Below are 13,647 nucleotides of genomic sequence, written 5' to 3'. Positions count from 1 at the left end.
CATGATGCGCACAGGACTGCTGCCGCTCCGACTGCTCCTCGCCCTCGCCCTCGCGATGGGCCTCGGCTCGTGCGGCGACCCCGACCCCGAGCAGGCGGCCGACGACCTCGCGTCGATGAAGTCCGCGGTCAACACGGAGCTCCGCGACATGGCGGCGGCGCTGACCGGGGAGGGCCTCGCCGTCGAGCGCGCGACGGGCCGCGTCGAGAGCGAGGGCATGTCGACCTACCGCGCGGAGGACTACCGCGCCACCGCGGTCGTGCTCGGCGACGGCGCGGAGGGCGAGCAGGTCGACCGCGCCGCGACCGCGCTCGAGGGGGCCGGCTGGACGCGGAAGGCCGAGGGTCTCGACTCCACCGAGCCGTGGGTGCAGCTCGAGCGCGACGACTTCCGCACCACCATCGGCTGGACCAAGGTCGGCGAGCGCGAGCTGGTGCTGAGCCTGGACCAGGAGGGCGAGGTCGAGGTACCGAAGGACACCGAGCCCGTCGACCGCGACAACTCCGAGGAGATCCCGCTCGACTGACGGCGGGTGGTCAGCCAACCGCGGCCTGGTCCGCGGCGACCATCCGCCGGACGATCTCGGTGAAGTGGACGGTAGGGGCCCACCCGAGCTCCTCGCGAGCCCGTCCGGCGTCGCCGACCAGCTCGGTCGGGTCGGCCGGCCGGAGGAACGCCTCGTCCTGGCGCACCAGGTGCTCCCACTCGTCGATGCCGGCGGCGGCGAACGCCGCGGCGACGAAGTCACGCACCGAGTGGGCCGTCCCGGTGGCGACGACGTAGTCCGACGGGGCCTCGGCGCGGGCGGCGCGGACCATCGCGTCGACGTAGTCCGGCGCCCAGCCCCAGTCGCGGCGGGCGTCGAGGTTGCCGAGCACCAGCTCGTCGGCGCGGCCGCGAGCGATGGCCGCGACCGTCGAGGTGATCTTCCGCGTCACGAAGCGGGGGTGGCGGCGCGGCGACTCGTGGTTGTAGAGGACCACGCTCGACACGTGCACGTCGCGCTGCCGGAAGACCCGGGCGGCGAGGTGGGCGAAGGCCTTCGCCGCGCCGTACGGGTTCACCGGCGCGATCGGCGTCTGCTCGTCCTGCGGCGACTCGGCGGCCTCGCCGAAGATCTCCGCGCTGGAGGCCTGCACGAGGCGTACGCCGCCGGCCTGCCGTGCGGTCTCCATGAGCGCGACCGCGGCCTGCCCGTTGACGTGGGCGGTGCGGTCCGGCTCGGCCCACGACTGGGCGACCGAGCTGATGGCGGCGAGGTTGTAGACCTCCTGCGGCGCGATGTCGAGCACCAGCCTGCGGGTGGCCGCCACGTCCCCGAGGTCGCCGTCGTGGAGCACGACCTCGTCGGGGCAGTGCGCCGGGTGCCCGTCGGACGAGAGCACGAGCGCGTGCACCTCCATGCCCTCACCGACCAGGCGCTCGGCGAGGTACGTGCCGTCCTGCCCACCGATGCCCGTGATGAACGCGCGAGCGGTCACCAGCCCGCCTTGACCGCCGCGATGTCGCTGTCCACCATCATCGCCACGAGCTCGGCGAAGGAGACCGTCGGCGTCCAGCCGAGCTTGTCCCTCGCCTTGGACGCGTCGCCGATCAGCAGCTCGACCTCGGCGGGCCGCATGAACCGCGGGTCCTGCGTGACGTGCTTGCTCCAGTCGTCGATGCCGACGTGGGCGAACGCGAGGTCGAGGAAGTCGCGGATCGAGTGGGTCTCCCCCGTCGCGATGACGTAGTCGTCGCCCTCGTCCTGTTGGAGCATCCGCCACATCGCCTCGACGTAGTCGCCGGCGTAGCCCCAGTCGCGCTGCGCGTCGAGGTTGCCCAGCGCCACGGAGTCCTGCCGGCCGAGGTGGATCCTGGCGACCGCCTGGCTGATCTTGCGGGTGACGAACTCGGGTCCGCGGCGCGGCGACTCGTGGTTGAACAGGATGCCCGACGAGGCGTGCATGCCGTAGGACTCGCGGTAGTTGATCGTCATGTAGTGGCCGTAGACCTTGCTCACGCCGTAGGGCGAGCGCGGCCAGAGCAGCGTGGTCTCCGACTGCGGGACCTCCTGCACCTTGCCGAACATCTCCGAGCTCGACGCCTGGTAGAAGCGGATCGCGGCCGGGTCGTCGCCGGCGTGGAGGCGCACGGCCTCGAGCATGTTGAGCACGCCCATGCCGGTGACGTCGCTGGTGACGAACGCGTTCTCCCACGAGTAGGCCACGAACGAGATGGCGCCGAGGTTGTAGACCTCGTCGGGCTCGGAGTCACGCATGGCGCGCATGAGGCTGGAGAGGTCGGTCAGGTCGCCGTTGTGCAGCTGCACGTCGGGGACGACCTTGGAGACCAGCTCGCGGCGCGGGTTGTTCTGGCCGCGGATCAGCCCGTGGACGTCGTACCCCTTGGCGAGCAGCAGCTCGGCGAGGTAGAGGCCGTCCTGGCCGGTGATCCCCGTGATGAGTGCGGAGGGCATGGCCGACAGTCTGTCAGGGCGCTGCTCGTTAGGGTGGGCCTCATGAAGATCCTCGTCAGCGGGGGTGCCGGCTACATCGGCTCGCACACCGTCATCCAGCTCGTCGCCGCCGGACACGACGTGGTCATCGTCGACAACTTCAGCAACGCGCACCCGACGGTGCTGGCGCGGATGGAGTCGCTGACCGGCACCAGCCTGCCCACGCATTCCTTCGACCTGTGCGACTACGACAAGACCGAGCACCTCTTCGCCGCCGAGGACTTCGACGCCGTCATCCACTTCGCGGGCTACAAGGCGGTGGGGGAGAGCGTCGCCAAGCCGCTCGACTACTACGAGAACAACCTCGTCTCCACGTTCTCGCTGGTCCGCGCGATGCAGAAGCACGACGTCGACAAGCTCGTCTTCTCCTCCAGTGCCACGGTCTACGGCACCGACCAGGCGGGAGCCACCGAGGACCGGCGCACGTTCGCCACCAACCCCTACGGCTGGACCAAGGTCATGCAGGAGCAGATCCTCCGCGACGTGGCCGCGGCCGAGCCGCGGATGCGCTTCGCGCTGCTGCGCTACTTCAACCCCGTCGGGGCGCACGAGTCCGGCACGATCGGCGAGGACCCGTCCGGCACACCCAACAACCTCATGCCCTTCCTCGCCCAGGTGGCGGTGGGCAAGCGCGACAAGCTGTCGGTCTTCGGTGACGACTACGACACCCCCGACGGCACCGGCGTGCGCGACTACATCCACGTCGAGGACCTCGCCGCCGGGCACATCGCCGCACTCGAGGCGCTCGCCACCACCGCCGAGGGCGTCAACGTGTGGAACCTCGGCTCCGGGCACGGCACCAGCGTGCTCGAGCTGCTGCACGCGTTCGAGCGGGCGGTCGGCCGCGAGCTCCCCTACGAGGTCGTCGCGCGCCGGCCCGGTGACGTCGCGGTGTCCTACGCCGACCCGAGCAAGGCCAACCGCGAGCTCGGCTGGAGCACGAAGAAGACCGTCGACGAGATGGCGGCCGACGCGTGGCGGTGGCAGTCGCAGAACCCCCAGGGGTACGCCGGCTGAGGCCGCGCCCGCCTCCGGCCGGCGTGCCCGGACGGCCGTCCTGGTGCACGACCGCGGCCTGTGGATGACTCCGGCAGCGGGGCGGAGTCGTTCGAGGACACCACTGGACCAGGGCCGGCCTGCAGCGCGACGTCGACCGCTACACCTCGGCGGCGCGGCTGGGGCTCGTCGTGCTCCGGTTCTCCTGGTCCGACGTGATGTTCGGGCCCACGACGTGGCGGCCGCGATCGCCGACGTCGTCGTCCGGCGCACCGTGCAGGCAGGTGGGCGTCACGCCCTCGCCGCCTGAGCGTGGGCCACCGGCTCGTCGGAGCGAGCTGCCTGCACGGTGACGGTCAGCGAACCTCGAGCTCCATGAGCCCCCGGAGCACCACGCGCAGGTGGGCCACCTCGTGGATGCGCAGGAGGTGCGCACCGCCGAGCGCGGCGATCGTCCCGTAGAACCCCTCCGCCTTGCGGAACTCGTCGCCGAAGATGTCGTACGTGTGCGGGAGCGCGTTGCAGACCGGCACGCCCAGCGGCCGCAGGCGGAACGTCTGCGCCAGCACCCGCGCCTGGTGGCGGGCACGGGTCATCGGCTCGACGAGGTTGCCGTAGTAAAAGCCCATGCCCGGGTCGATCACCACCTTGTCCACCCCGAGCGAGCGGGCGCGAGCGAGCCGCGGCGCGAAGTGGTCGAGCAGCGCCGGGACCGGGTCGTCGTCGGGAGGCACGTCGGCGACCTCGCGGACGTTGGTGGTCGTGCCGAAGCACATCACGACCGCAGCGTCGTACTCCGCGGCGAGCGCGAGCATCTCGTCCTCGTGCTGCCGGCCGGTCATGTTCAGGACCCGCGCCCCGGCGTCGAGGCAGGCGCGCACGACGTCGGGCTCGTAGGTCTCCACCGAGACCACGGTCTCCGGGGCGAGCCCCTCGACGGCCGGCACCAGGGTGGCGACCTGGTCATCGGCGGAGACCCGGGCGGCCGCGGCGGTGCTCGACTCCGCGCCCAGGTCGACGATCGCGGCGCCCTGCGCCACCTGGATGCGTCCCATCCGCACGGCGTCGGCGGGGCTGGTCGCGATGCTCTCGCGGTAGGTGGAGTCGCGCGAGAGGTTGATGCAACCCATCAGCGTGACCGGCCCGTCGCCGATGACGGCCGGCCCCCGCGGCCCGTCGAGCACGACGGGCGCGACCGGGGCGGCCCAGGCGTCGCCGTGGGCGTTCTGGAGGGCGGCCAGGTCGGCGAGCGAGATCACGGTGCAACAGTAGGGGGGTGAGCGACCCCCTCGAGCTGCGACGACTGGCCGACCTGTCCGACGAGGAGCTGGCGGCGGCGTACGCCCCGGACGGTCGGCCCTGGCTGCGGGTGAACTTCGTCAGCACGGTCGACGGCGCCGCCCAGGGTGGCGACGGGCTGAGCAAGAGCATCAACAACGCCGCCGACAAGCGGGTCTTCCACATGCTGCGCAGCCGGGCGGACTGCCTGGTGGTCGGCGCGGGGACGCTGCGCACGGAGGGGTACGACGTCCCACCGCTGCCGCTGGTCGTCGTGAGCCGGTCGGCCGACGTGCCGCCGACGCTGCGCGAGGCGCCGCGCGGCCGCGTGCTGATGGCGACCGTGGCCTCGTCGGAGGGCCTCGACGCCGCCCGGGAGCGGCTCGGGGACGAGCACGTGCTCGTGCTCGGCGAGGACGACATCGACCTCGCCGCCCTCGTGCCGGCGCTGGCCGACCGGGGGTGGAGCGAGATCCTCTGCGAGGGCGGGCCGTCGCTGTTCGCGGACCTGCTGGCGGCCGGCGTCGTCGACGAGCTGTGCTGGACCGTGGTGCCGCGCCTGGCCGGCGGGGACGCCGTGCGCATGGCGACCGGTGCGCAGGTGGACGTGCGGCTGCGTCCCGCCCTGCTGCTCGAGCAGGACGGGACGCTGCTGGGCCGCTGGCTGGTCCAGCCGGGGTAGTCGACGCCGAGGCCGGACGTCCACCGGCCCCGGCCGGGCCTCACCGCGAGGACAGGGCCTCGAGCAGCGCCTGTGAGAAGGCCGGGATGTCGTCGGGGTTCCGACTGGTGATGAGGTTGCCGTCGACGACGACCTCCTCGTCGACCCAGTCGCCGCCGCCGTTGCGGATGTCGGTCTGGAGGCTCGGCCAGCTCGCCACCCGCTTGCCCCGCACGCGGTCGGCCTCGACGAGGGTCCAGGCGGCGTGGCAGATCGCGGCGACGGGCTTGCCGGAGTCGATGAAGTCACGCACGAACGCGACGGCCTCCTCGTCCATGCGCAGGGCGTCGGGGTTCGCGACGCCACCGGGCAGGACGAGGGCGTCGTAGTCGGCGACGGCCACGTCGCTCACGCGTCGGTCGACGCGCTGGGTGGAGGACTTGTCGAGGTGCTGGAAGAGCTGGACCTCGCCCTCGTCCAGCGACAGCAGCTCGGCGGTGTGGCCGGCGTCGACGGCGGCCTGCCACGGCTTGGTGAGCTCGACCTCCTCGACACCTTCGAGAGCGGTCAGGAATGCGATGCGCTTGGTCATGCCTCCACGCTCGCTCGCACCTGGAGGGTGGACAACCCACGGAGGGGTGGGCCGCTCGTCCGCACCCACGGGACGGGCGGGCACCGGACGGGTCGGGCCGTTCGCTAGCGTCGGCGCAATGACCGACCACGACCTCGCCTCGCTGACCATCGCCGTCCTGGGCGGCACGGGGCCGCAGGGGCGGGGCCTGGCCCGCCGGTTCGCGGCCGCGGACCTCGACGTCGTGCTGGGCTCGCGCAGCGCGGACCGGGCGCGCGAGGCCGCCACGGGGCTCGGCGACGTGGGCCGGGTGCGCGGGGCGGACAACCACGAGGCCGCCGCGGCGGGCGACGTCGTGCTGGTCGTCGTGCCGTGGGAGGGCCACGCCGAGCTGCTCTCCTCGCTCACCAGCGAGCTGGCCGGCAAGGTCGTCGTGGACTGCGTGAACCCCCTCGGTTTCGACAAGCAGGGGGCGTACGCCCTGCCGGTCGAGGAGGGCTCGGCCACCCAGCAGGCCGCCGCCATCCTCCCGGAGTCGCGCGTCGTGGGCGCGTTCCACAACGTCAGCGCGGTCCTGCTGCTGGACCCCGACGTCGAGCGGGTCGAGACCGACGTCCTCGTCCTCGGTGACGACCGCGAGGCGACCGACCTCGTCCAGGCGCTGGCCGACGTGGTGCCGGGCATGCGAGGGATGTACGGCGGTCGCCTCCGCAACGCCCACCAGGTCGAGGCCCTGACGGCCAACCTGATCGCCATCAACCGGCGCTACAAGGCGCACGCGGGGGTGCGCGTCACCGACGTGTGAGATCGGTGGGTGGCGCGGCCGACCGCGGGCCGACCGCGGCCGGCCTCAGCCGATCAGGCCGGCGTTGTCCCTCGCCAGCGAGCGCGAGATCACCATGCGCTGGATCTGGTTCGTGCCCTCGAAGATCTGCATGACCTTCGCCTCGCGCATGTAGCGCTCGACGGGGAAGTCGCGGGTGTAGCCGTAGCCGCCGAGGACCTGCACGGCGTCGGTGGTGACCTTCATGGCGTTGTCGGTCGCGACGAGCTTGGCGATCGAGGCCTCGCGGGAGAACGGCAGGCCCGCGTCGCGCAGGCGGGCGGCGTGCAGCATGGTCGCGCGCGCCGAGACGATCGCGGCCTCCATGTCGGCCAGGACGAAGGCCAGTCCCTGGTGGTCGATGATCCTCGTGCCGAAGGTCTCGCGCTCCTTGGCGTACGCCACCGCGGCGTCGAGGGCGCCCTGCGCGAGGCCGACGGCCACCGCGGCGATGCCGAGCCGGCCCGAGTCCAGCCCGGCGAGCGCGATCCGCAGGCCCTCGCCCTCCGCGCCCAGCCTGCGCTCCACGGGCACGCGCACGCCGTCGAAGCGCATCGTCGCGGTGGCCGAGCCGGTCAGGCCCATCTTGCGCTCGGGCGGGTCGGCCGACAGGCCCTCCGCGGAGGCGGGCACGAGGAAGCAGGAGATGCCGTTGCGGTCGTCGGAGGTCCGCGCCATCACCTTGTAGAAGTCGGCGTGACCGCCGTGGGTCGTCCATGCCTTCGCGCCGTTGAGGACGTAGGAGTCGCCGTCGCGGCGGGCGGTGGTGCGCATCGCGGCCGGGTCGGAGCCGGCGTGCGGCTCGGAGAGGCAGTACGCGCCGAGCAGCTCACCGCCCAGCATGTCGGGCAGCCACTCGGCCCGCTGCTCGTCGGTGCCGAAGTGGGCCAGCCCGAAGCAGGACAGGGCGTGCACCGACACTCCTACCCCGACCGACGACCACACGGCACCGATCTCCTCCAGCACCTGGAGGTAGAACTCGTAGGGCTGGTCGCCCCCGCCGTGCTCCTCGGGGTAGGGCAGGGACAGCAGCCCGGCCTGGCCGAGCATCCGGAAGACGTCGCGCGGGAAGGTCTCGGTGGCCTCCGCCTCGGCCGAGCGGGGGGCGAGCTCCTTGGTCGCGATCTCGCGGGTGAGGGCGAGCAGGTCGCGGGCCTCGTCGGTGGGCAGCTGGCGGCGGGCGGTCATGCCGCGCACGTTACCCGCGGGCCCGAGCGTGCTCCGCGGCCGCGGGTGGGGGCCGGTTCAGCCGGCCGCGTCGGGCGCGCGGAGCAGCCCCTCGTGCGCCAGCAGCTCGAGGGCGCCGGTGACGAGCCCGACGGCGTCCGGGTGGTCCCCCCAGAGCTCGCGCACCTCGGCGAGGAGGTCGTCGGTGGTCCGCGGGACCTCGAGGACGAGCCACAGCACGACGCCGAGGCCGGCGAGGACGTGCACGCGGTCGCCGACCATCACCACCAGCTCGTCGTCGTACTCCACCGCGTCGCGCCACGAGGCCCGCACCCAGGCGTGGGGTGCGGGGTCGTCGCCGGCGGGGTCGTCGGTCCGGCGCCCGGGGTGGTGCAGTCGGGGGAGCGGCGGCTGCCCCTCGACGTCGAGGAGGCCGACGAGGTCGTCGACCCAGTGCTCGAGCTCGCGGTAGCGCAGCCCCCAGGCGCCACCGCACGCGTCGAGCATGTCGGCCAGGCGTCGGACGGGGTCCTCCAGCCGCGGCAGCGACGACGTCTGCGACACGATCTCCGCGATCGCCCGGGCCGGCGCGAGGGGCGCCAGGCCGGAGTCGTCCTCCCCGCGGTGCAGCAGCACGATCCGGTGGAGGTACGACGTCGCCGGCGCGCGCAGGAGACCGAGGTCGTCGGGTGACAGCGACTGCTTGACCCGGGGGGCGTCGGCGTCGGTGATGACGGACAGCGGCTTGGGGTGCGGATGGACGAGGAGGCCCTCGTCGACCGACGTGGTCTCGTCGGAGAGGTAGCCCAGGCGGCGAGCGAGGTGGTGGACCGCGGTCGTCTTCCCCGCGCCGGACGCACCGACCACCGCGAGCGCCCGGCCCTCGTCGTCGGCGACGGCGCCGGCGTGCAGGTTCACGCGCGACCCGGCCGTGGCATCGAGGGCGGCGAGGGTCACGCGTGAGGTGAGGGCGTAGTCGAGGGCGACCGGGTCGTGCCCGTCGAGGTGCTCGAGGTCCACGACGGTGGCCGGCTCCCGGTCGGTGAGGGCGCGGCTCCACTGCCGCCGCAGCCGGTCGGCGGCCGCGCCGGTGACCGGGATGCCGATCGGCACGCCGAGGGCCTCGACGACCACCTCGGGCGACGTCCCTCCTCGGCTCACGCGGGTCACTCTAGGGTGGCCGCGTGGACTGGTCGCGCGGACGTCGGTTCCTGGTCGGCCTCGCGGCGGTCTACCTCGTCGGTCTCGCGGTGCTGGTCGCGGGCCCGTGGGGTTGGGCGCTCAACCGCCTCACCGTCGCGTGCTACGTCCGGTTCCGTCACGACTGGCCGATCGCCCCCGCGTGGGTGGCCCCCGAGCACTACGGCGTGCTGCTCAACGTGGTGCTGTTCGTGCCGTTGGGCGCGCTGTTCGTGCTGCTCACGCGGCGGCCGTGGTGGCAGGCGGCGCTGGCCGCCGCGGCCGGGTCGACCGCGATCGAGCTCGTCCAGGGGCTGTGGCTGGCGCGCGAGGGGACGTGGCAGGACGTGGCTGCCAACACGCTGGGGGCGGCGCTCGGGGCGCTGCTGGTCAGTCCTCGCGCACGACGCCGATGACGACCAGCTGGTCGACCAGGGTCTCCACGTCGTCGCGGATGTCCTCGGCCCCGGCGCCCGCCATCGCGGCGGCCGCCGCGACCACGTCCTCCATCGTGCCTCCCTCCGCGAGGGCGAGCCACACCACGCACCCGGACCCCTCCAGCAGGATCGGCGGCCCCTTCGGCACGCGGGTGAGGTACGCCGTCGGCGCGTCACCGCCGTCGAGGCCCTCCTCGCTCACCCACGCGACGTCGTCGGCGATCCGGTAGCGCGTCACGACCGCCCGATCCGGTCGGAGAGCTCCGCCACCGCCTTCTTCACGCGGAGCCGCTGGCGCGCCCGCACGTCCTCGCGCGTGGGCGGACGTCCCAGCTCCATCCGGAGGTGGTCGCGGTTGACGCGCATCGCGGCCGTCAGCAGGGCGACCTTGGCGCGCACGGTCGGTGCCGCCGCGAACCGGGCACGCCACTCGTCGAACCGGCTGCCGCCCTCGGTGAAGTGACGCCAGAGGGCGTACGTCGGTGCCCCGCGGTGCCGGTCGAGCTCGCCGATGCCGGCGGCGAGGGCCACCTCGGCACGCAGCTCGGCGGCGAGGCGGCGCACGTCGTCCCGCTCGGCCGGCTCGGCGCCCAGCCATGCGTGGTCGACGTCCGTCGTGCCCTCGGAGCGGGCGGAGTGCAGGACGAGGATGAGCCGCTGGGCGGTGCGATCGGGCACCGGGCAGTCCCAGTGCGCGATCTGGCGCTGGACGCTGGTCCGAGCCAGCACGTCGAAGGCGGCCTCGGCGTCCAGCATGACGCCCGGCCAGCTCGTGTGCACGTCGACCCAGCCCCAGTCGTCGTGCCACCAGTTGGCGGCGTGGGCGAACACCGACCCGGTCGAGAAGTCGGTGCGCTGCTCGAAGCCGACGGACTCGAGCGCCGCGACCAGGCGCGGCAGGTGGCTGGGCCGCACCAGGACGTCGACGTCGCTGGACTGCCGGCCCTCGGGGCGCAGCCCGGGCAGGACCGCCGGGCCCTTGAGGTGCAGCAGGTCGATCGAGCGGTCGTCGGCGAGCTTCTGCACGACGGCGTGGGCGAGGTGCACCCGCGCGGCGATGGGCGCCGACCGGCCCTCGCCCTCATCGCTCATGCCCCCATGGTGCCAGCCGGCGTCTCGCCGTTTCGGGTGGTCGGCCCGGTCGCGCGCCCTAGACTCGCGCGCATGACGTTCGGGGACTTCGTACGCCTCACCCGGGCCTACGTCTGGGTGCTGATCGGCTGCACCGTCCTCGGCGCGCTCCTCATGGTCGCCAAGACGACGCGCGAGCCGGTGCTCTACGCGGCGACGTCGTCGGGCCTGGTCCGGGTCGGGCAGGCCACGACCCCGGGCGAGGAGCAGGGCAACACCCAGCTCGCCGAGGACAAGGCCGTGCTCTACGCGTTCCTGGTCTCCACGGCGCCCGTGGCCGAGCAGGTCGTCGACGACCTCGGCCTCGAGGTCCCGCCCGAGGCGATCGCCGGCCGGTTCTCCGCGTCCGTCGACGCCTCGGTCAACGCGCTCACCGTGACCGCGACGGGCACCACGCCGGAGGAGGCGCGCGACCTGGCCAACGCCGTCGTGGACGCCGTGGTGGTCGTGGCGCAGGAGATCGAGACCGGGGAGGCGCCCAGAGGAGAGCCCCTGACCCGGATCGTCCCGCTCCAGCCGGCACAGCTGCCCGGCGCCCCGTTCACGCCCGACTACCGCCGCGCGGCGATGGAGGGCGCCGCCGGCGGGCTCGTCCTGGCGTACGCCGTCCTCATCGCGCGGCGACTCGTCGACCGGCGCATCCGCTCGGCCAAGCACGTCGAGGAGGCCACCGGCGCCGCCGTGCTCGGCATCATCCCCAAGGAGGACGCGCTCGGCCGCGCCCACCGCGGCGTGCGCGGCGACCTTGGCCGGGCGGCCGAGGCGTTCCGGCAGCTGCGCACGAACCTGCGCTTCGTCGACGTCGACAACGAGCCGCGGCGCATCGTGGTCACCTCGGCGCTGGCCGGGGAGGGCAAGTCGACCGTGTCGGCCAACATCGCGCGGCTCGTGGCCCAGGCCGGCACGCCCGTGCTGCTCGTCGACGCCGACCTGCGCCGCCCGACCATCGCGACGACCTTCGAGGTCGACGGCGCCGTCGGCCTCACCCAGGCGCTCGCCGGCGACGTGGACGTCCGCGACGTCATCGTCGAGAGCGGGACGCCCAACCTGAGCCTGCTGCCCGCCGGCCGCATCCCGCCGAACCCCAGCGAGCTGCTCGGCTCGCTGCGGATGAAGCAGTTCGTCGACGACCTCTCGCACGACCACCTCGTGATCCTCGACGCCCCGCCGCTGCTCCCGGTGACCGACGCGGGCCTGCTGTCGGCGTTCTGCGACGGCGCGCTGCTCGTGCAGGCGGCGGGGAAGACCCACATCGAGCAGAGCCAGCACTGCCGCCGCATCCTCGACCAGGTCGGCAGCCGGCTGCTCGGCGTCGTGCTCAACAAGGCGCCGGTCAAGGGCGCCTCCGCCATCGCCTACGGCGGCGGCTACGACGGCTACGGGGGCTACGGCGGCTACAAGGCCGAGTACGCCTCGCTCGAGGCCTACTCCACCGCGGGCAAGGGGCGCCGTCGCAGGGAGGCGAAGGCCGCCCGGTCCTGACCGAGCGGCGGTTCAGTACGCGCCGCGGCTGGCGAGCACGGCGGTGACCGTGCGCGCCAGGATGAGCAGGTCCTGCACCATCGACCAGTTGTCGACGTAGTAGAGGTCGAGCCGGACGGTGTCCTCCCAGGACAGGTCCGACCGGCCCGAGACCTGCCAGAGACCGGTCATCCCCGGCATCACGTTGAGGCGGCGGAGCATGTCGTCCTCGTACTGCTCGACCTCCGACGGCAGGGGGGGACGCGGCCCGACCAGGCTCATCTCGCCGCGGAGCACGTTCCACAGCTGCGGCAGCTCGTCGAGGGAGTAGCGCCGGATGAACCGCCCCGGCCGGGTGACGCGGGGGTCCCGGGTGCTCTTGAGCAGCACGTGGTCGCGGGCCTCGACCTCGGCGATGCGCTCCTCGGCGTCGACCGACATCGACCGCAGCTTCAGGCAGGTGAAGTGGGCTCCGTCGCGGCCCACGCGCGTCTGGCGGAACAGCGCGGGCCCGCCGTCGTGCCGCCTGATCCACACCATGAGTGCCAGGAGCAGCGGCCACACCACGGCGAGGACGAGCAGCGCTCCCACGACGTCGAAGGCGCGCTTGGCGTCGTTGGTGGCCAGCTGCGACCGCGACCGGCCGAGGTGCATCAGCGGCAGGCCGGCGACCGGGCGGATGCGCACCCGCTCGCTCGATACGTCGGTGACGTTGGGGGCGACGATGATCTGCACGTCGGCGTGGTCCTCGAGGTCCCACGCGAGGCGGCGCAGGGCGGTGGACGAGCTGACCGCGCCGGCGGTGAAGAAGACGATGTCGGGGGAGACGTCGTCGACGACCTGCCGCACCTCGCCCGTGAGGCCCAGCACCGGCACCCCGGCCGAGGTCACCTCGAGCCCGGCGTACTCGGGCGGCACCAGGCACCCCATCACCTCGTAGCCCAGCCACGCCTCGCGGGCCAGCACCGTGTGGATCTCGCCGATGTAGCCCGGCGTGCCGACGAGCAGCACCCGCTCGGTGAAGTGTCCGGCGCTTCGGAGGCGCTGGAGGGTGCGCCGCATGGCCAGGCGGCCGACGAGGAGCAGCAGGACCCCGATGGGGAAGTAGAGGAGGAAGAAGCCGCGGGAGAGCGGGTACTGCATGAGGTAGGCCATGGTCGCCACGAGGGCGGCGGTGAAGAACGAGGCGTTGACGACGAGCTTGAACTCCTCGGTGCCGGCTCCGAACACGTGGCGCTCGTAGGTGCCGAAGAACCCCAGCAGCACCAGCCACGTGGCGACGAAGAACACGCTGGCGAGGGCGGTGTTCTCGAGGAGGTCGGCGGCGGTGTCGAAGATCGAGAGAGTCAGCCGGAACCGGATGGCAAGCACGGTCGCGACGGCCAGCATCAGCAGGTCGACGGCGCCGACGAGCCACGGGAGGAGGCGGATGCCTTCGGGCCGCAC

General features: G+C 73.2%; 16 protein-coding genes. 6 read left to right on the top strand and 10 right to left on the bottom strand.

The genetic code is table 11. From position 1 onward, the window contains the following. The first annotated feature begins 1 nt into the window (after window position 1). The gene (locus J3P38_RS06050; protein ID WP_210438930.1) at window positions 2-526 is read left to right on the top strand and encodes a hypothetical protein; all 525 of its coding nucleotides are present in this window, start codon (window positions 2-4) and stop codon (window positions 524-526) included. Between the two features lie 10 nt (window positions 527-536). On the opposite strand, the gene J3P38_RS06045 is transcribed toward J3P38_RS06050, so the two are convergent. Together J3P38_RS06045 and gmd are read right to left on the bottom strand one after the other, a co-directional pair. Next, complete coding sequence (locus tag J3P38_RS06045) at window positions 537-1,481, bottom strand: GDP-mannose 4,6-dehydratase (RefSeq protein ID WP_307807744.1); 945 nt, start codon at window positions 1,479-1,481, stop codon at window positions 537-539. Further along, window positions 1,478-2,458, bottom strand: coding sequence for a GDP-mannose 4,6-dehydratase (gene gmd / locus J3P38_RS06040; RefSeq protein WP_210502978.1), 981 nt, complete (start codon window positions 2,456-2,458; stop codon window positions 1,478-1,480). Before gmd ends, J3P38_RS06045 begins: the two co-directional genes overlap by 4 nt. Window positions 2,459-2,500: 42 nt before the next feature. On the opposite strand from gmd, the gene galE reads away from it, so the two are divergent. Continuing rightward, complete coding sequence (gene galE / locus J3P38_RS06035) at window positions 2,501-3,514, top strand: UDP-glucose 4-epimerase GalE (RefSeq protein WP_210502977.1); 1,014 nt, start codon at window positions 2,501-2,503, stop codon at window positions 3,512-3,514. Between the two features lie 139 nt (window positions 3,515-3,653). Here the strand turns inward: galE and J3P38_RS18025 are convergent, their stop codons facing one another. Together J3P38_RS18025 and J3P38_RS06030 are read right to left on the bottom strand one after the other, a co-directional pair. Then, the gene (locus J3P38_RS18025; protein WP_282593966.1) at window positions 3,654-3,788 is read right to left on the bottom strand and encodes a hypothetical protein; all 135 of its coding nucleotides are present in this window, start codon (window positions 3,786-3,788) and stop codon (window positions 3,654-3,656) included. Between the two features lie 61 nt (window positions 3,789-3,849). After that, window positions 3,850-4,752, bottom strand: coding sequence for a dihydropteroate synthase (locus J3P38_RS06030; protein ID WP_210502976.1), 903 nt, complete (start codon window positions 4,750-4,752; stop codon window positions 3,850-3,852). A 17-nt stretch (window positions 4,753-4,769) separates the two neighbouring features. Between J3P38_RS06030 and J3P38_RS06025 the strand changes: the two genes are divergently transcribed. After that, on the top strand, window positions 4,770-5,453 hold the full coding sequence (locus tag J3P38_RS06025; RefSeq protein WP_210502975.1) for a dihydrofolate reductase family protein: 684 nt from the start codon (window positions 4,770-4,772) through the stop codon (window positions 5,451-5,453). 40 nt (window positions 5,454-5,493) lie between these two features. On the opposite strand, the gene J3P38_RS06020 is transcribed toward J3P38_RS06025, so the two are convergent. Beyond that, the gene (locus J3P38_RS06020; RefSeq protein WP_210502974.1) at window positions 5,494-6,024 is read right to left on the bottom strand and encodes a type 1 glutamine amidotransferase domain-containing protein; all 531 of its coding nucleotides are present in this window, start codon (window positions 6,022-6,024) and stop codon (window positions 5,494-5,496) included. Between the two features lie 118 nt (window positions 6,025-6,142). Between J3P38_RS06020 and npdG the strand changes: the two genes are divergently transcribed. Next, on the top strand, window positions 6,143-6,808 hold the full coding sequence (gene npdG, locus J3P38_RS06015; RefSeq protein ID WP_210502973.1) for an NADPH-dependent F420 reductase: 666 nt from the start codon (window positions 6,143-6,145) through the stop codon (window positions 6,806-6,808). Window positions 6,809-6,853: 45 nt separating this feature from the next. On the opposite strand, the gene J3P38_RS06010 is transcribed toward npdG, so the two are convergent. Both J3P38_RS06010 and J3P38_RS06005 read right to left on the bottom strand, forming a co-directional pair. Further along, a complete protein-coding gene (locus J3P38_RS06010) occupies window positions 6,854-8,014 on the bottom strand; it encodes an acyl-CoA dehydrogenase family protein (protein ID WP_210502972.1) in 1,161 nt (386 codons plus the stop codon). A 57-nt stretch (window positions 8,015-8,071) separates the two neighbouring features. Beyond that, window positions 8,072-9,154, bottom strand: coding sequence for a hypothetical protein (locus J3P38_RS06005; protein WP_210502971.1), 1,083 nt, complete (start codon window positions 9,152-9,154; stop codon window positions 8,072-8,074). A gap of 23 nt (window positions 9,155-9,177) precedes the next feature. On the opposite strand from J3P38_RS06005, the gene J3P38_RS18305 reads away from it, so the two are divergent. Next, window positions 9,178-9,588: a VanZ family protein gene (locus J3P38_RS18305; RefSeq protein WP_210502970.1), complete on the top strand. Its 411-nt coding sequence runs from the start codon at window positions 9,178-9,180 to the stop codon at window positions 9,586-9,588. Here J3P38_RS18305 and J3P38_RS05995 read toward each other — a convergent pair. Together J3P38_RS05995 and J3P38_RS05990 are read right to left on the bottom strand one after the other, a co-directional pair. After that, the gene (locus tag J3P38_RS05995) at window positions 9,563-9,847 is read right to left on the bottom strand and encodes a PqqD family peptide modification chaperone (RefSeq protein WP_210438920.1); all 285 of its coding nucleotides are present in this window, start codon (window positions 9,845-9,847) and stop codon (window positions 9,563-9,565) included. The two genes, J3P38_RS18305 and J3P38_RS05995, sit on opposite strands and share 26 nt — an antisense overlap. Continuing rightward, window positions 9,844-10,701, bottom strand: coding sequence for a nucleotidyltransferase family protein (locus J3P38_RS05990; RefSeq protein ID WP_210438919.1), 858 nt, complete (start codon window positions 10,699-10,701; stop codon window positions 9,844-9,846). The genes J3P38_RS05995 and J3P38_RS05990 overlap by 4 nt, the downstream gene beginning before the upstream one ends. Before the next feature lie 72 nt (window positions 10,702-10,773). On the opposite strand from J3P38_RS05990, the gene J3P38_RS05985 reads away from it, so the two are divergent. Further along, window positions 10,774-12,222, top strand: a complete 1,449-nt coding sequence (locus tag J3P38_RS05985; protein ID WP_210502969.1) for a polysaccharide biosynthesis tyrosine autokinase — start codon at window positions 10,774-10,776, stop codon at window positions 12,220-12,222. A 12-nt stretch (window positions 12,223-12,234) separates the two neighbouring features. Here J3P38_RS05985 and J3P38_RS05980 read toward each other — a convergent pair whose 3' ends face one another. Continuing rightward, window positions 12,235-13,647 carry a sugar transferase gene (locus J3P38_RS05980; protein WP_210502968.1) on the bottom strand — a complete coding sequence of 471 codons (1,413 nt, stop codon included), beginning with the start codon at window positions 13,645-13,647 and terminating at the stop codon, window positions 12,235-12,237.

The sequence above is a fragment of the Nocardioides xinjiangensis genome, from assembly GCF_017916455.1.
In the GTDB taxonomy this organism is placed as follows: Bacteria; Actinomycetota; Actinomycetes; order Propionibacteriales; family Nocardioidaceae; genus Nocardioides; species Nocardioides xinjiangensis.
This window is presented reverse-complemented; position numbering and strand designations above follow the sequence as displayed.